A 20,643-nucleotide genomic window follows, 5' to 3' on the forward strand; every position below is an offset into this window, starting at 1 on the left:
CGCGGAGGGGTCAGGGGCGCCAGGTGTGCTCGGGCGCGTAGCCGAGGAGCTCGCGGGCCTTCTCGGACGACAGGAGCGAACTGACGCCGTCGATCTCGGCCCGGCGCTCGACGTCCGGCAGGAACTGCTCGACGAGCTCCAGCGTCGGGGTGTCCATCACGGTGTCCGGGCTGGCGATGATGAACGCCTCGAACCCGGTCAGCTCACTCTCCACGGCCTTGCGGACCGCCTGGGCACCGTCGCGCGAGTCGATGTAGGACCACAGGTTGAAGGTCTTCGCCTCCGGGGTGGCGTCCCACGGGAACGCCGGGTAGTCGGTCTCGTCCATCACGTTCGAGAAGCGCAGCCCGATCATCTTCAGCTGCGGGTCCCAGCGGGTGAAGTGGCGGGCCATCTCCTCCTCGACGGCCTTCCCGAGCGAGTACGACGACTGTGGGCGGACCGCGAACTCCTCGTCGACGGGCAGGTAGGGCGGGTGGTGCTCACCCATCGGGATCCCCAGCAGCGTCTCACTGGAGGCCCACACGACGTTCCGGATGCGGGCCGCGCGGGCAGCGTGGAACACGTTGATCGACGCGGTCACGTTGTTCGTGATGAGTGCGACGTCCGGCACCTGGCCCGGTGCGGGGACGGCGGCGAGGTGCACGACAGCGTCCACGGAGTCGTAGCGGTCGTCGACTCCGAGGAACGTGTTGAGCACCTGCCCGTAGTCGGTGAGGTCCGTCCGCACGAACTGCACCCGCTCGGGCTTGTCCGGGGAGGCCACCCGGTCGAGGAGCACCACGTCGTACCCGTGCTCGTCCAGGTCGCGGACGACCGCCCGTCCGAGCTTGCCGCTGCCACCGGTCACCACTACACGCGTCATCGCGTCACTCCACCTCGTCGTCGAGACCCCGGGTCGGGTCACGCCCATCCTGCCCTGCCGGTGGTGGACGCAGCCAGGTACGGGCGGTACCGGCCGGGCCGAAGGTGGGGCGGCGACGTGCGTGACCCTCGGACTGGAGCGCGCCAGGGGGCTGCGATCCCGTCCACTTTCCGCACTGTGCCCGCTCGCATCGGTACGATCGGTGATGCGCCAGTCGGCTGGTTACCGTCGGCGCACGCATCGAACAAGGACTGCCGAGCGAGTGTCGCGGCCTCCTGATCCGGCCGATGACGCCCCGGTGGTCCTGATGCGTCCTGATGCGCCCCCGCACTCGTTGCGGGGGCGCATCCTCGTTCCTGCGGCGGCATCGCGCTCGTGCGGACCGGTTTTCGTCACGTGTGACAAAAGGGTGCACAGGTGGAACGATGAGTGCACCATCGGGTTCGGATCAGGAACGCCGATGGTCGTCCGGCGGTGCAGCCCACGGAACTCACCGGCCCGTGGGCCCCGCTGGACGCTGAGGCCGGACGGCGCCCCGGGTGCCGGAAGGCCGGGGCCGGGGCCGGGGCCGGGCGCAGGGTGCCGGTGCCGCTCGTGGGTGGTCAGACGGCGCGGACCGCCGGTGCGATCTCCTCCGCGACGATGCGCAGGATCCGCTCGTGGGAGGCGCTGTCACCGTTGGCGGGCAGGGTCACGACCAGCTCGTCGGTCGCCGCCACGGCCGGGTCGGCGCGCAGGGCGTCGACGATGGCTGCCGGCTCACCGGACAGGACCCTGCTGAAGCGGAACGGCGGACCCGACAGCGGTCGACCCTCGTCGTCCATGCCGGACGCGTACCCGGTGAGGAACTCCCGGTGGACGTCGCGGTCGTGGTCATCGAGCAGCGGGACGATGATCCGGCCGACGGCGACCTTCGACTGTCGGTGCGGGTGCAGTTCGGCGAACCGGGAGCGGTACGCGGCGATCTGGTCGGCCTGCGCTTCGGCGAACGGCGCGCCGGTGTCCTCGGTGTTCAGCGTCGAGCAGTGCAGCAGCAGGCCCTTCTCGGCCGTGCGGACCGCGGTGCCCATGCTGCCGCCGCCCCACCAGACGCGGTCGAGCAGGCCGGGGCTCTGCGGTTGCAGGGTCAGTTCGGCGTCGGCGGGGATGCTCTCGTAGCCCGTGCCGGCCGAGCCGAGAGCGTCGCCGTGCAGGACCTCGAGCAGCCGAGCCGCGCGTGCCTCGGCTTCGTCGCGGAAGGACCGCTCGGAGCTGCCGAACACCGGGTCCAGGATCGGGCCGTAGCCGGCGATGCCCGTGCTGATGCCGAGCTGCACCCGGCCACCGCTGAGCAGGTCGACGGTGCTGGCGTCCTCGGCCAGGCGCACCGGGTCCTCGTAGCGCATGCCGAGCACTGCGGTGCCGAAGCCGATCGTGCTGGTCCGCTGGGCTGCGGCGGCGAAGAACGTCATCGGGCTGGTGAGGAAGGGCTCGAAGTGCCGGCCGCGGACCCAGCCGGTGCCGTAACCCAGGGCTTCGGCGGTCTGGAAGAGCTGCAGTCCGTCCTCCAGGGCGCTCGCGGCACCGGGAGCACCGCCGTGGTTCGGGACGAAGGAGAGGAATCCGAGTTCACGCACACGGCGAGTCTATGCGAGCGCATGGATATGCGGGAGGTGCGGGCCGTGTCAGGCGTGGGGCTGGGAGGATGGGCACATGACCGACGTCACCACCGCCCCTCCGCTCGTCGCCGCACTGCCGGCGGCCGAGGGCGGTGTCGTCGATCCGGACGCCGTCTACCTCGCCTTCGCCGAGTGGGCGGCCTCCGGCGGACGTCCGCTCTACCCGGCGCAGGACGAAGCCCTCATCGAACTCGTCTCCGGTGCCAACGTCGTCCTGAGCACCCCGACCGGCACCGGCAAGTCCCTCGTCGCCGCCGGTGCGCACTTCGCCGCGCTCGCGGAGGGCAAGCGCAGCTACTACACCGCGCCGATCAAGGCCCTCGTGTCCGAGAAGTTCTTCCAGCTCGTCGACCTGTTCGGCGCCCAGAACGTCGGCATGGTCACGGGCGACTCCGCCGTCAACGCCGACGCCCCGATCGTCTGCTGCACCGCCGAGATCCTCGCGAACCTCGCGCTCCGCCAGGGTCCCGACGCAGACGTCGACGTCGTGGTCATGGACGAGTTCCACTTCTACGGCGACGCCGACCGGGGGTGGGCGTGGCAGGTGCCGCTGCTCGTGCTCGAGAAGGCGCAGTTCCTGCTGATGTCCGCCACCCTCGGCGACGTCACCACGATCGCGGACGACCTCTCCCGGCGTACCGGTCGGTCGACCGCACGGGTCACCGGTGTCTCGCGCCCCGTGCCGCTCGAGTACGAGTACGTGATGACCCCCGTGCAGGAGACCGTCGAACGGCTGCTCGACGAGGGCAAGGCACCCGTCTACATCGTGCACTTCGCCCAGGCCGCGGCACTCGAGCGGGCGCAGGCACTCATGTCGGCGAAGGTCGCGTCACGGGAACGCCGAGACCAGATCGCCGAGGCCATCGCCGGCTTCCGCTTCAGCGCCGGGTTCGGGCAGACCCTGTCACGCCTGATCCGGGCGGGCATCGGCGTGCACCACGCCGGCATGCTGCCGAAGTACCGGCGCCTGGTCGAACAGCTCGCCCAGCGTGGCCTGCTGCCCGTCATCTGCGGCACCGACACCCTCGGCGTCGGCATCAACGTGCCGATCCGCGCCGTCCTGTTCACCGGTCTGACGAAGTTCGACGGCACCAAGATGCGCCAGCTCTCCGCCCGCGAGTTCCACCAGATCGCCGGTCGTGCCGGACGTGCCGGGTACGACACCGAGGGCGACGTCGTCGCTGAGGCACCCGAGCACGACATCGAGAACGCCCGCGCGGTCGCCAAGGCCGGCGACGACCCGAAGAAGAAGAACAAGATCAAGCGGAAGAAGGCACCCGAGGGCTTCGTGTCCTGGGGCCAGGCGTCGTTCGAACGCCTGATCGCCGCCGAGCCCGAGCCGATGGTGTCCCGGATGCGGATCACGCACGCCATGGTGCTGTCCGTCGTCGCCCGCGGCGGGGACGCGTTCGAGGACGTCCGCTCCCTGGTCTACGACAACCACGAACCGCGTGCCCGTCAGCTCGCGATGGCACGTCGGGCGCTGACGATCGCGCGGACGCTGATCAACGCCCGTGTCATCGAGAAGGTCGACGGCACCTACCGACTGACCGTGGACCTGCAGGCGAACTTCGCGCTCAACCAGCCACTGTCACCGTTCGCGCTCGCCGCGTTCGAACTGCTCGACCCGGAGTCGCCGACCTTCGCTCTCGACATGGTGTCCATCGTCGAAGCGACCCTCGACGACCCGCGCGCGATCCTGTCGCAGCAGCAGTTCAAGGAACGCGGCGAAGCGGTCGCCCGGATGAAACAGGAGGGCATCGAGTACGACGAGCGGATGGAGCTCCTCGAAGAGGTCACCTGGCCGAAACCACTCGACGAACTCCTGACCGCCGCGTACGAGAGCTACGCCGACGAACAGCCCTGGGTGCTCGACTTCTCGCTCTCCCCGAAGTCCGTCGTCCGCGACATGTACGAGCGGGCGATGACCTTCGGCGACTACGTGCGCTTCTACCAGCTCACGCGCTCCGAGGGCCTGGTGCTGCGGTACCTGTCGGACGCTTACCGCACCATGCGGCAGACCATCGCGGATGAACACCGCACCCAGGAGCTCGACGACATCATCGAGTGGCTCGGCGAGCTCGTCCGCCAGGTCGACTCCTCGCTCGTCGACGAGTGGGAAGCGCTGATGAACGGGGACATCGCGCTCGCCGAAGCGGAGCACGAGGAGATCGCGCCGCCGCAGCCCGCCCGCCTGACCGGCAACGTCCGGGCCTTCCGGGTCCTCGTGCGCAACGCCCTCTTCCAGCGGGTGCTGCTGGCCGCCCGGGACGACATCGAAGGACTCGGCGAACTCGACGCCACCGCCGGGTTCGACCAGCACGCGTGGGACAACGTGCTCGAGGAGTACTACGACGAGCACGACACGATCGGCATCGACGCGGAAGCCCGGTCCATGCAGTACCTCGTGCTCTCCGAACAGGGGCGCTCCTGGCGTGCGCGGCAGATCTTCGCCGACCCGGCGGGCGACAAGGACTTCGGCTTCTCGGCGACCATCGACCTCGACGCCTCCGACGACGCCGGCGAGGCCGTGGTCCGCGTCACCGAGATCGGACGCTTCGACGGGTGGGCCGAGGTCGACGTCGACTGAGCCAGAACACGCGGGCTGCCCACCGGGTACGGTCAGCCGCAGCCCACGGAAGGAACCCCATGCGAATCGGCTCCAGCATCGCCTTGATCGTGATCGGCGCCATCGTCGCGTTCGCGGTCGACTACCAGATCGCCGGCATCGACCTGCGCCTCATCGGCTACATCCTGATGGCCGCCGGCGTCATCCTGCTCATCATCAGCCTGGCGGTCGGCTTCGGCGGACGTCGGACGACCACCACCACGCGGTCCGGGGTCGACCCGGCCTCCGGCGAGCAGATCACCCGGCAGGACCGCCGCGACGGCACATACTGAATCCAGTACGACCGACAGCGAGGGCGGGACCGAACGGTCCCGCCCTCCGCTGTCTGTCGTGTGGCTGTCGGTCCTGCGGTCTAGAAGAGCGTCGCGGGGGGAGCGACCTCGGGGATCGGTGCCGGCTCCGAGACGTCGACGCCCGGCCAGCCCGGTCCGGTCGGGACCTCGGTGCGGTTCTGGTACGCCGTCGCCGCACCGCGGGCACGGACGTCGGCTGCCTCGTTCATCTCGTGGCCCATGTGCCCACGGACCCACTCGAACGTCACCTTGCGGCCCTGCAGCTCGGCGTCGAGCTCCTGGATGATCTCCACGTTGAGCACCGGCTTGCCGTCGGCCTTCCGCCAGCCCTTGCGCTTCCAGCCGGCGAGCCACTCGGTGCAGGCCTTGATCGCGTACTGACTGTCGCAGAGGATGTGCAGCGGTTCGCCGGTGTCCTTCGTGGCCTTGAGGAGTTGCAGGACGGCGGTCAGCTCGCCCTGGTTGTTGGTGCCGCGGGGCCAGCCTCCGGCAGCCCAGCGGTCGTCGTCCACGTACCAGGCCCAGCCGGCAGGGCCGGGGTTGCCGAGGGCTGAGCCGTCAGCGGCGGCGACGATCGTCACGGTGGGACCTCCTGGTGGTGGCGAGTGCCCGACGAGCGTAACGGACCTGCGGGGTGAGCCGTGCCTCCCGGCCGGGTCAGCGACCGGAGGTGTGGCGGAGCGCCGCGACGAGTCCGTCGCCGTCCGTGACGTCGTACATGGCGAAGTTCTCCCGCGCCCCGGGCAGGCCGTCGAGGCCCGTGTTCGCGTACTGCTGGGCAGCAGCGCTGCCACCCCAGAAGAGCGTGTCGAGGTCGCTGACGTCGTCCCACTGCACGGTGACGTGCTCCGCCGTCCGGTCCACGTACCAGTCGGGGCGGTGGGCGTCGGTCTCGCGGGTCCGCCGGCCGTTCGTGACGAGTGCCCGCTCCGTCGTCACGGCGTAGACGTCGGTGCGCTTGCGGTGGCGCTTGACGAGGAACCGGCCGGCGCCCATGTGCAGGCCGACCAGGACGAGGGCGGACAACAGGACGAGGACCGCCGGGTTCGCGTGCGAGCGGGCGGCCGCCACGAGGAAGCTCGTCACGATGACGAGGAAGAAAGCGCTGAAGGGGATCAGGTACCGGTCAGCGTCGACGAAGATCCGCTGCAGGTCACTGTGGCCGACCCAGAGGAGATGCTCACCCGGGCGGAGTTGTCCGTCGACGAGGGCCCGTTGCTCGGGGCTCGCCGACCCGGTGGGGCAGGAGCCGTCAGCGTCGGGCTGCGTCATCGAGTGCCTGGACCAGGGCCTTGCCGTCCGAGACGTCGTAGAACGCCATCGGACGAGGACCGAAGAACCCGTCGAGGCCCGTGTTGGCGTAGAGGTGCTGGAGGTTGGGGCGCCGAACCCGCCGCCGCCGAACACTCCTCGCCCGGAGCTGCCACCCCACTCGACTGAGCAATGGGTTCGACCGCGGGTCCAGTTGATGTCCCGGTCCGTCCGGCTGACATCGGTCTCACGGCTGCTGCGCCCGTTCGTGATGAACGCTCGCCGGTCGGTCACGGCGAAAGCCTCCGTGCGCTTCCGGTGGCGCTTCACGAAGAACCGGCCGACGATCAGGTGCAGCCCGATGAGGACGAAGACGCTACCGAAGAGGGCGAAGAACCACGGTGCTCCGGTGGTGAGGACGCCGACCTCCCAGAAGATCGCGAAGCCGCCCCACAGGATGCTGAAAGGCACGAGGAAGCCGTCGCGTCCGGTGAACAGCCGCGCGGGATCGCTCTGCCCGACCCACAGCAGGCGCTCCCCGGGTCGGAGCTCGTCGGTGGCCAGGGCGCGAGGATCCATCACGCTTCGACCGTACTGGTGCGTGCGGGAGCCGGTTGTGCCCCGATCGGATGGACGGCCTGGGAGCTCGACGCCGTCCGCCGCCTAGCGTTCGGGGAAACGGGAGGAAACAGCATGAGCAACGACATCGCAGGCCCCGAGCACTCTGACGACCGGGACCGCTCCGACGCCCTGACCTCGGCAGCGCACAGCGACGACGTCGACGGGGTGAGCGGGCGTGAACAGCGCGCCGCCGACACGTCGTACAGCCCCTCGAGCGAGCGGGAGATGGACGCGTCCCAGACGAAGCAGCGTGACGACGCCGACCTGCGCGAGGACGGCATCGACCCGTCGCGGGTCGTCGCAGCCCCGGGGACCGGCGGCGCGGACGACGCCGGCGACGTCGAACCGGAGCCGGGCGATCTGCACCTGCCGTGGCAGTCTGAGGAGGACCGCCAGGGCTGAGCGGCTCGAGGCCCACGCGGAACACCGGTGTTCGCCGGTGACGCCGCGGGATTCCGCGGCGCGACTGACGAACACCGGTGTTCCGCGGCGGACGCGGCAGGCGGGCGCGGTTGCCGGCCCGCTCAGGCGACGGTGTCGGGGTGCGAGCCCGTGCGCTGACCGGACTCGAGGCCGGCGATCGCGGCGAGTTCGTCGTCCGTCAGGACGAAGCCGTCGACGTCGAGGTTCGAGCGGATCCTTGACGGCGTCACGGACTTCGGCAGGACGACGACCCCCTGCTGCACGTTCCACCGGACCAGCACCTGGGCGACGCTGACGTCGTGCGCGGCGGCGATGCCGACCAGGACCGGGTCCTCGATCAGTCGCCCGCGGCCGAGCGGGGACCACGCGGCCGTGACGATGCCGTGCTGCTCGTGGAACGCCATCAGTTCGCGCTGCGGCAACCACGGGTGCCGTTCGACCTGGTTGACGGCGGGGACCTCGCCGGTCTCGTCGATGATCCGCTCGAGGTGCGGCACCTGGAAGTTCGAGACGCCGACACTGCGCGCCCGCCCGGACTCGCGGAGTTCGACGAGGGTGCGCCAGGTCTCGACGTAGCGGTCGTTCGCGGCCGCCGGCCAGTGGATCAGGTACAGGTCGACCGCGTCGAGCCCCAACCGCTCGAGACTGGCGTCGAACGCCCGCAGCGTGCCGTCACGCCCCTGGTGCTCGTTCCACACCTTCGTGGTCACGAACACGTCATCGCGCTCCAGCCGGGAGGCCCGGATCGCCTGCCCGACGCCACGCTCGTTGCCGTACATCTCGGCCGTGTCGACGTGCCGGTACCCGGCGTCCAGTGCGAGACCGACGGCCGTCGCCGCTTCGGAGTCGTCGACCTTGTAGACGCCGAAGCCGATGGTGGGGATGCTCCGGCCGTCGCGGAGGGGGGTGGAGGTGACCATGCACCCATCCTGCCCGCCGTGACGGGGGGCGAGCCGCGCCTCCAGGACGTCCTGTGGAGAACTCCCGGACCGACGGATCAGGTGGGGAGGTGGACCGGCTCGGTGTCGGGCAGCGGGCTGGCGTCACGACCACGCAGGTCGGGCAACCACCGGCGCACGACCAGGGGGAAGACGACACCGGCCGCCGCCATCACGGCTCCGACCATCAGCCCGCCGCTCGGGCCGTTGCTGTCGATCAGGAAGCCCGCGACCGCGGAGCCGCCAGCGGCGCCGATGAGCTGGCCGGTGCCCATCCATCCGTAGGCCTCGGCCGTGTCGGAGAACTTGACGGTGGCGGAGACCGAGCCGAACATCACCGTCAGCGCCGGGGCGATGCCGGCACCGGCGATGACCAGCGAGATGCAGAGCCACCAGAAGGTCGGGTTGCCGACCGCGAGCACGAGTCCGACGAAGACGATCGTCATGCGCAACCAGAGGGCGTTCGGCGAGATCGGGAGGTGCCCCAGCGCGAGACCGCCGACGAGCGACCCGACCGCGAACACGGCGAGGACGATGCCGGCGTTCGGGCTGCCCTCGCCGAAGACGCTGGTGACGCTGGCCTCCACCGCGGCACACGCGCCGATGAGCAGCAGGCCCGTGACGGTGGCGACCACGACCGACGGCCGCTTCATGACGACCCCGAACGCGCGCTTCGAGCGGGGGATGCGGACCCGGCCGAGCTCGGGCGAGGCGATGAACCAGGCGCCACCGATGAGCAGGAACACCATCGCGACGACGATCGCCTGGACCGTGCCGATCTGCGTCGCGACGAACGTGGTGATGACCGGGCCGGCGACCCAGATGAGCTCCTGGGCGCTGGCGTCGAGGGAGAAGAGCGGGGTGAGCTGCGAGGACGTGACCATCTTCGGGTAGATGGTGCGGACGGCGGGCTGCACCGGCGGGACCGCCAGACCGCCGACGAAGCCGATCACGACGTAGGCCCAGAGCGGCATCACGAAGAAGGCGATGACGCCCATCGTCACCAGCGCCACGACGCTCGTCAGGATGAGGACGGGGCGCATGCCCCAGCGGCCCATCCAGCGGCTGGTGAGCGGACCGGCGAGGGCCTGGCCGATGCTCGTGGTCGCCAGGACGAGTCCTGCTGCGCCGTACGAGTCGAAGATGTGCTCGACGTGCAGCAGGTACGCCAGCGACAGCATGCCGAACGGGAACCGCGCGGTGAGTTGCGCGGCGATGACTCTGCCGACCCCGGGCGTCTTCAGCAGGGACCCGTACGCGCTCACGAGACGAGTGTACGGACTGGACGGACCGCGTTGCGGCGGCTGTGGAGAACCGTGCCACCCGTGCGGGGGACGGCGCTCGGGGCGGTGTCCGCGCAGCGCTCTCAGACACGCCGAGCGGGAGGTTTCCACACCCGTGGAGAAGGCCCCCCAACAGGGTGTGGGAAGTGTCGGTGGGCGGTGGCAGAGTGGCGGAAAACCGGGCCTCACGGGAATCCACAGACTGTGGATGACGTTGTGGAAACTACAGGGGTGTAACACTTCCTCTAGTGGTCCACCCGCCCATCGGGCACTACATGTAGTAGCGTCATCGACAACACAGCACCAGAACGACGGGCCTCCAACCGGGCCCAGAACCAGGGGAGATCATGGCCGTCACCGTGTACACCAAGCCGTCCTGCGTCCAGTGCACTGCGACGTACCGCGCCCTCGACAACAAGGGCATCCAGTACGAGGTGCACGACGTCTCCACGGACGAAGCCGCACTCGAGCACGTCAAGAGCCTCGGCTACATGCAGGCCCCCGTCGTCGTGACCGACGACGACCACTGGTCGGGCTTCCGCCCCGACAAGATCGCCACCCTCAGCGCCGAACTGGCCTGACGCCTCGCGGGCCACTCGGCCCGCGACGCCCGGTGGCGGGTGGACGGCCAGGAGGCTCGTCCCACCCCCCCCCCACCGCACCCTCCGGTCCGCAGTCCGCACCTTCGTCAGGGAGCGCACCATGAGCCGCCTCGTCTACTTCTCGAGTGTCTCGGGCAACACCGCCCGGTTCGTGGAGAAGCTCGGCCAGGACGCCGACCGGATCCCGCTGCACGCGAGTGAGCCGCCCCTGCGGGCGGACGGCCCGTACGTCCTGGTCCTCCCCACCTACGGTGGCGGCAACGGACACGGAGCGGTCCCCAAGCAGGTCATCAAGTTCCTCAACGACGAACACAACCGGGCACTGATCCGGGGCGTCATCGTCGGCGGGAACACCAACTTCGGCGAGGCGTTCGGTCTCGCCGGGGACATCGTCGCGCGCAAGTGCGGAGTCCCCGTTCTCTACCGCTTCGAAGTCTTCGGGACCCCCGACGACGTGGTGGCGGTCAACTCAGGATTGGAAGCATTTTGGACGCAGCAGTTGCAGACGTCGATCTGACGTCTCCGCAGACGGGGATGGACTACCACTCCCTCAACGCGATGCTCAACCTCTACGACGCGGACGGGAACATCCAGTTCGACAAGGATCGTGAGGCGGCCAAGCAGTTCTTCCTGCAGCACGTCAACCAGAACACCGTCTTCTTCCACAACCTGAAGGAGCGGCTGGACTACCTGGTCGAGAACGAGTACTACGAGCAGGCGACGATCGACCTGTACTCGATGGACTTCATCCAGCGGCTCAACGACCTGGCGTACTCGAAGAAGTTCCGGTTCCAGACGTTCCTCGGTGCGTTCAAGTACTACACGAGCTACACGCTCAAGACGTTCGACGGCAAGCGCTACCTCGAGCGCTTCGAGGACCGTGTCGTGATGACCGCGCTCGGCCTGGCGCAGGGCAACGAGCAGCTCGCGATCGACCTCGTCGAGGAGATCATCGCCGGCCGCTTCCAGCCCGCCACCCCGACGTTCCTCAACACCGCGAAGGCCCAGCGCGGCGAGCTCGTCTCCTGCTTCCTCCTCCGCATCGAGGACAACATGGAGTCGATCTCGCGCGGCATCAACTCCTCGCTGCAGCTCTCGAAGCGCGGCGGCGGCGTGGCCTTGCTCCTGTCGAACATCCGCGAGGCCGGCGCCCCGATCAAGCAGATCGAGAACCAGTCCTCGGGCATCATCCCCGTGATGAAGTTGCTGGAAGACTCGTTCTCCTACGCGAACCAGCTCGGTGCGCGTCAGGGTGCTGGCGCGGTCTACCTCAGCGCCCACCACCCCGACATCATGAAGTTCCTCGACACCAAGCGCGAGAACGCGGACGAGAAGATCCGCATCAAGACGCTGTCGCTCGGTGTCGTCGTGCCGGACATCACGTTCGAGCTCGCGAAGAACAACGAGGACATGTACCTGTTCTCGCCGTACGACGTCGAGAAGGTCTACGGCGTTCCGTTCGGTGATGTCCCGATCTCCGAGAACTACCGCGCGATGGTCGACGACTCGCGTATCAAGAAGACGAAGATCAAGGCGCGTGACTTCTTCACGACCATCGCCGAGATCCAGTTCGAGTCGGGCTACCCGTACATCGTGTTCGAGGACACGGTGAACAAGGCGAACCCGATCAAGGGTCGGATCAACATGTCCAACCTGTGCTCGGAGATCCTGCAGGTCAACACCCCGACCACCTTCAACGAGGACCTGTCCTACAAGGAGATCGGCAAGGACATCTCCTGCAACCTCGGGTCGCTGAACATCGCGCTGACGATGGACTCGCCGGACTTCGGCAAGACCATCGAGACCGCGATCCGCGGCCTGACCTCGGTCTCGCAGATGTCGCACATCTCGTCGGTCCGCTCGGTCGAGGACGGCAACGACAAGTCGCACGCCATCGGCCTCGGCCAGATGAACCTGCACGGCTACCTCGCTCGTGAGCGCGTGTACTACGGCTCCGAAGAGGGCATCGACTTCACGAACATCTACTTCTACACGGTGCTGTTCCACGCCCTGCGCGCCTCGAACAACATCGCCATCGAGACCGGGGAGACCTTCGACGGCTTCCGCGACTCGAAGTACGCGTCGGGTGAGTTCTTCGACAAGTACACCGACCAGGTCTGGACGCCGGCCACGCCCCGCGTCGCGTCGCTGTTCGACAACGCGAACATCACCATCCCGACGCAGGACGACTGGAAGGCGCTGAAGGCCTCCATCCAGCAGTACGGCATCTACAACCAGAACCTGCAGGCCGTCCCGCCGACCGGTTCGATCTCGTACATCAACCACTCGACGTCGTCGATCCACCCGATCGCGTCGAAGATCGAGATCCGCAAGGAAGGCAAGCTCGGCCGCGTCTACTACCCGGCGCCGTTCATGACGAACGACAACCTGGACTACTACCAGGACGCGTACGAGATCGGCCCCGAGAAGATCATCGACACCTACGCCGCTGCCACCCAGCACGTCGACCAGGGCCTGTCGCTGACGCTGTTCTTCAAGGACACCGCAACCACGCGCGACATCAACAAGGCGCAGATCTACGCATGGCGCAAGGGCATCAAGACGATCTACTACATCCGTCTCCGCCAGCTCGCGCTCGAGGGCACCGAGGTCGAGGGCTGCGTTTCGTGCATGTTGTGACGCCTAAGGCGTCGTGCATGCTGCGTCGTCTCGGTCGCTGACGCGACCACCCCCGGCCTGGAGGCGCGGTGCCAGCCCGCACCGCGCCTCCAGTCCATCGATTCGTCACCATCTCAATTCCGGAAGAAGCAATGACTCTCACCGACCCGGTCCACGCCACCGGCAAAGCCGTCCCGCTGATCCGTTCGGTCAGCGCGATCAACTGGAACCGCATCCAGGACGAGAAGGACGTCGAGGTCTGGAACCGCCTCGTCAACAACTTCTGGCTGCCCGAGAAGGTGCCGCTGTCGAACGACGTGCAGTCGTGGAACACCCTCACGCCCGAGGAGCAGCAGCTCACCATGCGCGTGTTCACCGGTCTGACGCTCCTCGACACCATCCAGGGCACCGTCGGCGCAATCAGCCTGATCCCCGACGCGATCACCCCGCACGAGGAGTCCGTCTACACGAACATCGCGTTCATGGAGTCGGTGCACGCCAAGAGCTACTCCTCGATCTTCTCGACCCTGGCGTCGACGCCCGAGATCGACGACGCCTTCCGGTGGTCCACCGAGAACGTGAACCTGCAGAAGAAGGCCCAGATCGTCCTCGACTACTACACCGGTGACGACCCCCTGAAGCGCAAGGTCGCGTCGACCCTGCTCGAGTCGTTCCTGTTCTACTCCGGCTTCTACCTGCCGATGTACTGGTCTTCGCGCGCGAAGCTCACCAACACCGCTGACCTGATCCGCCTGATCATCCGCGACGAAGCCGTCCACGGGTACTACATAGGGTACAAGTTCCAGAAGGGGCTCGAGGGGGCCTCCGAAGAGCGCAAGCAGGAGATCAAGGACTACACGTTCAGCCTGCTGTTCGAGCTGTACGAGAACGAGATCCAGTACACGCAAGACCTCTACGACCAGGTCGGGCTGACCGAGGACGTCAAGAAGTTCCTGCACTACAACGCCAACAAGGCGCTGATGAACCTGGGCTACGAGCCGATGTTCCCCAAGGAGACGACGGACGTGAACCCGGCGATCCTGTCGGCGCTGTCGCCAAACGCGGACGAGAACCACGACTTCTTCTCGGGGTCTGGGTCGTCGTACGTCATCGGCAAGGCGGAGAGCACTGAGGACGAGGACTGGGACTTTTAGTCCTTCATCATGGGGGGAATAAGGTCGAGCTCACAGTCTGGGCCCGCGGTTTCGCGGGGTTTACGGCTTCGCATAGCTCTAATCGTCGTTCTGCTCGCGCTAAAGATCACCTTCGTGTTTCCGAGGCAATCGGTATTTCTGCCGAACCCGCTGGTGGCGGCGGACGCTCTCGCGGTGATGGCTTGCGTAGCGTGGGCGACTACAGCCCTCCTGGGGATACGCCGGATTGGATGGCGACGTGCCGAAATAATGTTCTGGCTTGTCGCAACCGTGCTGCTGTTTCAAGCGCTTCCTTCGACGGCGTTTGCTTGGACCCAACACGTGCCACAGCGGAGCGTGTTTCAGGTATTTCTGACCACTCTGAAAAATTTCGCCTGGCCGATCGTCGTGGTCATCGCCGTCATAGTTCTTCGTGCGCCGATCTCTTCGCTAATCGCTCGCGTCGAGAATTTTGAGGGGCTTGGAACATCTGTGAGCTTTGCAAAGGGAGCGGAAAGCGTCCGAGAGGATGCTGCTTCTATCGCCGAAGACACGGCCGGTGAGGATGGGATATCTGCCGCGAAGAAAAACGGCAAAGACCCTTCAGCAGCGGAGAGTACGACCGAATCGCAAGCTGAAGCGAGTCCAGATTTGGAGGAGTCTCGACCGGAGACTGTCGATCTGGGTGAACCTGTCATCTCAACATACTTGGAAATTGCACGCCATGCGTTGGGTCGTACCACGGATGATGAGCGCAATTCCCTCCTTCGGAAGATCCTGGATACGTGGAGCGCTCTCGAGACTCAAGCCTCGCAGGCGCTATCCGAACTACCGCCAGACATCATAGGCAATCGACCTGTTCCCCAAGGTCCGTCGGCAATACGGATTGCCTTCCGCACCCTAAGCGAACGCGGGTTCATCCCACGACATGTACTTGACGTGCTCAGGCGGGCTCAGGGTCTTCGGAATCAGCTTGTGCACGAAGGAGCAGGACGCTTTTCGGTAGCGTCGTTGCGGGATTTGCTTGATGGAACGAGGGATCTTTCTGCTACATTAACAGCTGGCATGGAACGCTTTCGGCGATTCTCCAAAGACAACTGACCAGAGTAGGATCGGGTATGACCAAGGCCTCGTCTCAAAGTGTGTTGTTGGTCGGCAGTAGAAATAATCTCGTCCTCGAGGGTCTTCAGGAAGAGTTGCTGAAGACGGGGTCAAAAGTGCGTTTGCTGCGGATAGGTGACAAGCCGGTCGACGACGACCGGAGTTCGCTAGAGACAGCAATCGACGCTGCCGAGGTGATTCTCATCGAGATGACAGGCCTTCAGGCAATGTCACTCTTTGCGGCTGGTTGCGCTCTGGCGTCGGGCAAAAAGACGCACCTGTGCCTAGACACTTCTAATTCCCAGGCAGTACGACTGTGGCGAGAAACGGCAATTCTTCCGTCCGCATGCCGGATCGATTATGACGGGTCTCTGCCTAGCCTGCTCGGTGGTTGGTATCAGAGAGACGATGAACAGAGTCAGCAACTTCTCGTGACTTTGCTTGCTGGCGGCAGGCCGCGGGAAGCGGACGCGGTCTTCGCTCCATCGGCTCCCGTGAAATTTCAAGCGGCGCGTGTACTCGAAAAGTTCCTGGAGCGCCAGGCTGTTGCAAAGATCATCGGTGCAGGCGATGATCTTGGGATTGCACCGCTCGATTTCTATGTCAAGGAAGTTTATCGAGCTTCGGCTGCGATTTTGCATCTCCTCTCCCCTCGAGCAGCTCGTAGTGCAGAACACAATCTGCGCGTGTTCTTCATCGCCGGTGTTGTGCGAGGCTTCCAGATACCACTTTTGTTGGTAGTCGAGGGCGTTTTCCCGCCAGATGCTCGTTTCGGTGACTGCGGCTACATCTACTCCAGCCCTATTGGATTGCAGGAGCATGTTGAGGCGTGGCTTGAGGACTTGCCCACTGCTCCGGGGACAAACAGGCGTCTTGGGCGGCTCAATCTACGGGTCGAACTGCCGATTCAATCGTTTGGGCAGTACGTTGCCGAATATGAGAAGGACGAGTTAAGCGACTACTTCGTGCAGACCAGCCAGTTTCGCGCGGTCATTGATGGTACCGCCACCGTCTTCGTCGGACGAAAAGGGACCGGGAAGACGGCGACGATGTCGCAGGCGGTAGAAGAGCTTAGAAAAGACCGGCGCAATCTTGTAGTCGCTGTGAAGCCGACCTCCTATGAATTCGGCGCCATGACTGAGTTGCTCGCCGCGATGCCGGGGGATTTGGCAGGTGAGTATTTAATGCTCAGTGTGTGGACCTACCTACTCTACACTGAGATCGGTCTTCGGGCGTTGTCGTTCGCGTCGGAGCAGCCAGCGCGAGGCGGTGCCAACCTCGAGCTTCAGGCGCTCGAGAGTGAGCTTGGAGAATTAGGTGCGTGGCCCGACGAGGACATCTCAGTTCGCTTGGAGCGGCTGCTTGACCAGCTTCGTCGTGACGAAAAACGCGACGGTGAATCCTCGCAGCAGTTCGTAAGTCGTGCGCTGAAGCTTCAACGTTTAGGTGCGCTTAGAAGTCACATCACTTCGACTCTCAGGACCTTTGACCGTGTGGCTGTGCTGTTGGACAATCTAGATAAAACTTGGGAGCGGGGTGCCGATTACAGGACGTTGTCGAGGTTTATCCTGGCGCTTCTCACGACAATTGGGAGAGTGCAGAAGGAGTTCGCGCGTGAGGAAGCCAAAGGATCGGCTTTCAGAGTGAGCCTCGCGGTCTTTCTTCGAACTGATATTCACGATGCGCTTGCCGTGCACGCTCGTGAACCCGACAAAATTGACGTTCGAGTTGTTCAATGGCACGACGAAGAGCTGCTTTCGCGAGTACTTGAAGAGCGATTCGCGGCCAAGAGGACAACGAAGAGAACAGACTTGAATTTGTGGGCTGATCTTTTTGATACTGAGGTGCGGGGTCTGGAAACCCGTGATTACTTGATGTGGCGCATTCTTCCTCGCCCGAGAGATTTCGTATTCCTCGCAAATGCCGCTTTAACGACGGCGCTGGATAGGCAGCACGCGATCATCAAGTCGTCCGACATTCTGTTTGCAGAGAAGATATACTCGCGCTTTGCCGTTGATGCGCTGATGGTGGAGGGTGACGCGGAGTCCTTCGACTTAGAAGACGTGCTCTACGGGTTTACTGGTTTGGATTCGACGCTATCTGAAACGGAATTGCGTTCAGCGATTGGCGATAGGTCGGAATGGGAGATCGTCAGGGACTGGCTTATCCAGACTAGCTTCCTGGGCGTTGAAGTCCAACCCGGAGAGTTCCGGCACGTAGAAGGGCGCCGCGAGGCGCGGAAGGTCTCAAAGTTGGGTGAAAGGTACGCACGGCGGGTCGGTGGGGACGTTATGTTCCGCATTCATCCAGCCTTTCGTGCCGACCTTGATGTCCGCGACGATGATCTGCATGATGCAGACATCAAGGATGTGACGCTCGACATTCCTGGGGCTGACTGAAGTTCACAGGTGGTTTACGACACAGTTTGTATGACTTAGACGGAGGCGCCCGGCTGAGCGTTTGAGTGCCGCGGTCATAGTCGTGCGCGTCGTCGTTGAAGAGGGTAGAGGCAGGCTTGTTGACCTCTGAAAGGTCACTTCCCTGTGGGCGCTCTGAAGGTGCCGGTCTATGCCGACGTGTTCCGGGCTTCCGTGAACCCGTCTCACTCTGCGCAGAAGTATGCGCAAGTATTCAAGCAGTACGAGGAACAGCGCGGGCTCAATGCCGACCGCGCTCGCCTGCGCGCATCACAGGAAGGAGCAGACCGGGGCTACCAGTACGACGGTCAGACGAGGAAGCGGTACGGCAGGTACGAAGCACTCGAAGTGAAGAGAGCACGTCGGAGGACGCCAGTCAGGAGGCGTTTGACAACGGCGTTTCCTATGACAAGCCTGCGTGTGCCACGCTGCGTGGGGAGCGCATCAAGATCACCTCTGTCGCCTACGAGCACGTGGAGTAGCCCGCTTTGATCATCATGAAGACCAACGGTTCTGTCAGCAGCGTCCTGAACGACACGTTCCGCCCGATCCCTGACCAGATCCGCCGCAGCCTTGGGCTGCTCGACAACGGCGACCACTTCGCGTGGCTCGTCTTCTCCGCACCGATCGACGATCAGACCTGGCGCGCCGGTTCGCAGTCGGTCATTGACGAGTACGGCAACTCCTACCTCCAGGCCGGGGGCAGCGCGGAGAAGATGAGCGTCGAGCTCCGCCGTCTTGAGGACGACGGCGAGTACCGGTTCTACGTGATCGGCCGTGACCACGACCTCGCCGAACCGCTCACCGAGACCATTGACGTGCAGGCTGCTCACGAGCCGCGGCACCCGTCAGAGCTCTTCACGGCCGACCAGGCAGCGCCGGTGTTCGTGCACTACGTCGAACACCAGACGGTCCCCGACGGCTACCCGCTCCGTCTCATCGCCGACATGTGAGGGGTGGGGCGCAGCCGCCGCGTGTCTGTGACCCTGATCCGGACGGGAGGCTCGGTACCAGCCGGCACCGAGCCTCCAGGCCGACCAGACGGAGCAGCGCACTCAGCTGCCTGCCGACAGCTCGTTTCGGACTATGTCCGCTCAAGCTGATCGCATGGACCGCGTCGGTCGCATCCGCTACCGGCTGAGCTCGTCCTCGACGAACGTCGGACGGCCGAGTGTGATCGACGGGATCGCTGCCGCGAGCGTGACGGCGAGGAGGAAGAGCAGCGGCAGCGTCCAACCACCACTGGCGCCGTGGAGCAGTCCGACCAGCAGCGGGCCGAGTGCGCCGAGTGCGTACGCGGTGCCCTGGGCGAAGCCGCTCAACGCGACCGTTCCGCCGTGCGTCCGGGTGCGGACGTTGATCAGTACGAGGCAGACGGGGAACAGGATCGAGCCGCAGCCGATCAGGAGCACCCACAGCAGGGTGAGCGGCGCCGGCGCGAGCAGCAGGGCGAGGTACCCGAGTGCGAAGCTCAGGACGCCAGCGGCTATCAGCCAGCCGACGTTGCGGAGTCGAGGCACGAGCAAGGGAGCGATCAGCGCGCCGGGAACACTGATGAGGCCAGTGATGGCGGGGAGCACGCCCGCCTCGGTCGGGGTCGATCTGGCGACGTCCTGCAGGATCTCGGGTAGCCAGGCGAAGGCCGCGTAGGTGCAGATCGCGCTCGAGGAGAAGAGCGCGGTGATCGACAGTGCGGCGCGTGATCGCCACAGGCGGGTGACGACCACGGTGGGTGCGGGGTTGACGGGACCGGCGTCCTCGCGGCGCAGTCGGCGCTGCTCCCCGAGGACGATGAGCCAGGGGACGAGTGCTGCTGCCGAGGTGACTGCCCAGACGGCGAGGTGCCACGTCAGTGCTGCTGAGTGCGTCGGCGCGTACGTACCTCTCTGACGAACTTGGCGCCCAGGCCGGCCCCGATCACGACGACCGGAGTGCCGACGAAGAAGACGACGGACGATGGCTTCGGGAAGCTGTCACCGATTGCGAGAAGTGCTGCGAGCGCAGTGATGACGACCAGTGTGTACAGCAGCCATGCACGCATGAGCATTGCCCTTCCCTGCGTCGAATCAGATGTGTGCCAACTAGCGGCAGTCGACGCTCGATCCGCCCTTGACGATGGAGGTTGGCGCGACGCTGAGGACGACAACGATGGCTGAGCATGCCGCTCCGCCGCCGCCAGGGGCCGGGCAGATTGCAGTACCGATGTCAGTACCACCGTTTGCCGCAAGGGTTTGCTGGTGGTCCGTGTTGCTCGACCCCTCATCGGACGTCGGCGCTTGACCAGAGCTCGCGCGCGAGACTCCAACTCAGGCGGAAGACCGGTCGCAAGCTCAGAATGACCACGACGAGCAGCGTGCCGGCCTGCACGATGAGGAACGCCGCGAGCGCAACCGGGATGAATGCGGTCGCAGTCCAGGCCAGGGCGAGCCCCACGAGGAGCGCCGCGACAACTCGCACGATCGCGAGTTCTTGATGACGGCGCAGGATGAGCGCTCCTGCCGCAGCGAAAGCCAGTGGGACAAGGGCCTGCAGCGCGACCGCGATGGGAAACCAGAGATGGACACCGGTGGCGGGGGAACGCGTGGCCACGAAACCGACAACGGCGACGGCGACGACAACACGCGTGATGTCGCGAGCCAGCACCCCGCCAACACCCGCCAGCAAACCCGCCAACACGGAGACCGCAGCGATCATCGGAACGAAGGCTGTGTCGATTGCGTGGGTTCCGACGAAACCGAGCAGGTTGTCGATCGAGAGAAGGGCCGCGCCAGCGGTACCGAGGATCAACACTGAGGTAGGTCCTCTGCCGG

19 protein-coding genes are annotated in these 20,643 nt (G+C 65.6%); 10 read left to right on the forward strand and 9 right to left on the reverse strand.

The genetic code is table 11. The features are described 5' to 3' along the window. Nucleotides 1-10: 10 nt before the first annotated feature. Nucleotides 11-865 carry an NAD(P)-dependent oxidoreductase gene (locus tag DEI89_RS11275; RefSeq protein ID WP_110904150.1) on the reverse strand — a complete coding sequence of 285 codons (855 nt, stop codon included), beginning with the start codon at nt 863-865 and terminating at the stop codon, nt 11-13. Nucleotides 866-1,467: 602 nt separating this feature from the next. Then, nucleotides 1,468-2,481, reverse strand: coding sequence for an LLM class flavin-dependent oxidoreductase (locus tag DEI89_RS11280; protein ID WP_110904151.1), 1,014 nt, complete (start codon nt 2,479-2,481; stop codon nt 1,468-1,470). A 76-nt stretch (nt 2,482-2,557) separates the two neighbouring features. On the opposite strand from DEI89_RS11280, the gene DEI89_RS11285 reads away from it, so the two are divergent. Beyond that, a complete protein-coding gene (locus DEI89_RS11285; RefSeq protein WP_110904152.1) occupies nt 2,558-5,113 on the forward strand; it encodes an RNA helicase in 2,556 nt (851 codons plus the stop codon). A 59-nt stretch (nt 5,114-5,172) separates the two neighbouring features. Beyond that, on the forward strand, nt 5,173-5,424 hold the full coding sequence (locus DEI89_RS11290) for a DUF6458 family protein (RefSeq protein ID WP_110904153.1): 252 nt from the start codon (nt 5,173-5,175) through the stop codon (nt 5,422-5,424). An 80-nt stretch (nt 5,425-5,504) separates the two neighbouring features. On the opposite strand, the gene DEI89_RS11295 is transcribed toward DEI89_RS11290, so the two are convergent. Both DEI89_RS11295 and DEI89_RS11300 read right to left on the reverse strand, forming a co-directional pair. Continuing rightward, complete coding sequence (locus DEI89_RS11295) at nt 5,505-6,026, reverse strand: ribonuclease H (protein WP_110904154.1); 522 nt, start codon at nt 6,024-6,026, stop codon at nt 5,505-5,507. 76 nt (nt 6,027-6,102) lie between these two features. Beyond that, nucleotides 6,103-7,278, reverse strand: a complete 1,176-nt coding sequence (locus DEI89_RS11300) for a hypothetical protein (protein ID WP_146236762.1) — start codon at nt 7,276-7,278, stop codon at nt 6,103-6,105. A 111-nt stretch (nt 7,279-7,389) separates the two neighbouring features. On the opposite strand from DEI89_RS11300, the gene DEI89_RS11305 reads away from it, so the two are divergent. Then, on the forward strand, nt 7,390-7,719 hold the full coding sequence (locus DEI89_RS11305; protein WP_110904156.1) for a hypothetical protein: 330 nt from the start codon (nt 7,390-7,392) through the stop codon (nt 7,717-7,719). 122 nt (nt 7,720-7,841) lie between these two features. On the opposite strand, the gene DEI89_RS11310 is transcribed toward DEI89_RS11305, so the two are convergent. Further along, complete coding sequence (locus tag DEI89_RS11310) at nt 7,842-8,660, reverse strand: aldo/keto reductase (protein WP_110904157.1); 819 nt, start codon at nt 8,658-8,660, stop codon at nt 7,842-7,844. 77 nt (nt 8,661-8,737) lie between these two features. Then, nucleotides 8,738-9,943: an MFS transporter gene (locus tag DEI89_RS11315; RefSeq protein ID WP_110904158.1), complete on the reverse strand. Its 1,206-nt coding sequence runs from the start codon at nt 9,941-9,943 to the stop codon at nt 8,738-8,740. Nucleotides 9,944-10,308: 365 nt separating this feature from the next. On the opposite strand from DEI89_RS11315, the gene nrdH reads away from it, so the two are divergent. The 7 genes from nrdH (at nt 10,309) to DEI89_RS11345 (ending at nt 18,786) form a co-directional block, all read left to right on the forward strand. Next, nucleotides 10,309-10,542, forward strand: coding sequence for a glutaredoxin-like protein NrdH (gene nrdH / locus DEI89_RS11320; protein WP_058769310.1), 234 nt, complete (start codon nt 10,309-10,311; stop codon nt 10,540-10,542). 121 nt (nt 10,543-10,663) lie between these two features. Beyond that, nucleotides 10,664-11,080, forward strand: coding sequence for a class Ib ribonucleoside-diphosphate reductase assembly flavoprotein NrdI (gene nrdI / locus DEI89_RS11325; protein ID WP_110904159.1), 417 nt, complete (start codon nt 10,664-10,666; stop codon nt 11,078-11,080). Between the two features lie 17 nt (nt 11,081-11,097). Beyond that, a complete protein-coding gene (nrdE, locus tag DEI89_RS11330) occupies nt 11,098-13,203 on the forward strand; it encodes a class 1b ribonucleoside-diphosphate reductase subunit alpha (protein ID WP_110904160.1) in 2,106 nt (701 codons plus the stop codon). Nucleotides 13,204-13,334: 131 nt separating this feature from the next. Further along, the gene (gene nrdF, locus DEI89_RS11335) at nt 13,335-14,336 is read left to right on the forward strand and encodes a class 1b ribonucleoside-diphosphate reductase subunit beta (protein ID WP_056119980.1); all 1,002 of its coding nucleotides are present in this window, start codon (nt 13,335-13,337) and stop codon (nt 14,334-14,336) included. A 249-nt stretch (nt 14,337-14,585) separates the two neighbouring features. Further along, on the forward strand, nt 14,586-15,416 hold the full coding sequence (locus DEI89_RS17365; protein ID WP_146236763.1) for a hypothetical protein: 831 nt from the start codon (nt 14,586-14,588) through the stop codon (nt 15,414-15,416). A gap of 17 nt (nt 15,417-15,433) precedes the next feature. Continuing rightward, the gene (locus DEI89_RS11340) at nt 15,434-17,815 is read left to right on the forward strand and encodes a P-loop ATPase, Sll1717 family (protein ID WP_146236764.1); all 2,382 of its coding nucleotides are present in this window, start codon (nt 15,434-15,436) and stop codon (nt 17,813-17,815) included. A 515-nt stretch (nt 17,816-18,330) separates the two neighbouring features. After that, complete coding sequence (locus tag DEI89_RS11345) at nt 18,331-18,786, forward strand: hypothetical protein (RefSeq protein ID WP_181421608.1); 456 nt, start codon at nt 18,331-18,333, stop codon at nt 18,784-18,786. A gap of 177 nt (nt 18,787-18,963) precedes the next feature. Here DEI89_RS11345 and DEI89_RS11350 read toward each other — a convergent pair whose 3' ends face one another. The 3 genes from DEI89_RS11350 to DEI89_RS11355 all read right to left on the reverse strand — a co-directional run bounded on the left by DEI89_RS11350 (nt 18,964) and on the right by DEI89_RS11355 (nt 20,623). Further along, nucleotides 18,964-19,686: an MFS transporter gene (locus DEI89_RS11350; protein WP_309146524.1), complete on the reverse strand. Its 723-nt coding sequence runs from the start codon at nt 19,684-19,686 to the stop codon at nt 18,964-18,966. Then, on the reverse strand, nt 19,683-19,880 hold the full coding sequence (locus DEI89_RS18110) for a hypothetical protein (protein WP_258368862.1): 198 nt from the start codon (nt 19,878-19,880) through the stop codon (nt 19,683-19,685). The genes DEI89_RS11350 and DEI89_RS18110 overlap by 4 nt, the downstream gene beginning before the upstream one ends. 212 nt (nt 19,881-20,092) lie before the next feature. Next, nucleotides 20,093-20,623, reverse strand: coding sequence for a hypothetical protein (locus tag DEI89_RS11355; RefSeq protein ID WP_110904164.1), 531 nt, complete (start codon nt 20,621-20,623; stop codon nt 20,093-20,095). Between the last annotated feature and the right edge of the window lie 20 nt (nt 20,624-20,643).

This window comes from Curtobacterium sp. MCBD17_030 (assembly GCF_003224255.1).
In the GTDB taxonomy this organism is placed as follows: Bacteria; Actinomycetota; Actinomycetes; order Actinomycetales; family Microbacteriaceae; genus Curtobacterium.

Excerpts from the sequence above, each read along its gene's own strand:
- DEI89_RS11275 (WP_110904150.1), bottom strand. The coding sequence starts at position 865 with ATGACGCGTGTAGTGGTGACCGGTGGCAGCGGCAAGCTCGGACGGGCG.
- DEI89_RS11285 (WP_110904152.1), top strand. The coding sequence starts at position 2,558 with ATGACCGACGTCACCACCGCCCCTCCGCTCGTCGCCGCACTGCCGGCG.
- DEI89_RS11290 (WP_110904153.1), top strand. The coding sequence starts at position 5,173 with ATGCGAATCGGCTCCAGCATCGCCTTGATCGTGATCGGCGCCATCGTC.
- DEI89_RS11305 (WP_110904156.1), top strand. The coding sequence starts at position 7,390 with ATGAGCAACGACATCGCAGGCCCCGAGCACTCTGACGACCGGGACCGC.
- DEI89_RS11310 (WP_110904157.1), bottom strand. The coding sequence starts at position 8,660 with ATGGTCACCTCCACCCCCCTCCGCGACGGCCGGAGCATCCCCACCATC.
- nrdH (WP_058769310.1), top strand. The coding sequence starts at position 10,309 with ATGGCCGTCACCGTGTACACCAAGCCGTCCTGCGTCCAGTGCACTGCG.
- nrdI (WP_110904159.1), top strand. The coding sequence starts at position 10,664 with ATGAGCCGCCTCGTCTACTTCTCGAGTGTCTCGGGCAACACCGCCCGG.
- nrdE (WP_110904160.1), top strand. The coding sequence starts at position 11,098 with ATGGACTACCACTCCCTCAACGCGATGCTCAACCTCTACGACGCGGAC.
- nrdF (WP_056119980.1), top strand. The coding sequence starts at position 13,335 with ATGACTCTCACCGACCCGGTCCACGCCACCGGCAAAGCCGTCCCGCTG.
- DEI89_RS17365 (WP_146236763.1), top strand. The coding sequence starts at position 14,586 with ATGTTCTGGCTTGTCGCAACCGTGCTGCTGTTTCAAGCGCTTCCTTCG.
- DEI89_RS11340 (WP_146236764.1), top strand. The coding sequence starts at position 15,434 with ATGACCAAGGCCTCGTCTCAAAGTGTGTTGTTGGTCGGCAGTAGAAAT.
- DEI89_RS11345 (WP_181421608.1), top strand. The coding sequence starts at position 18,331 with ATGAAGACCAACGGTTCTGTCAGCAGCGTCCTGAACGACACGTTCCGC.
- DEI89_RS18110 (WP_258368862.1), bottom strand. The coding sequence starts at position 19,880 with ATGCTCATGCGTGCATGGCTGCTGTACACACTGGTCGTCATCACTGCG.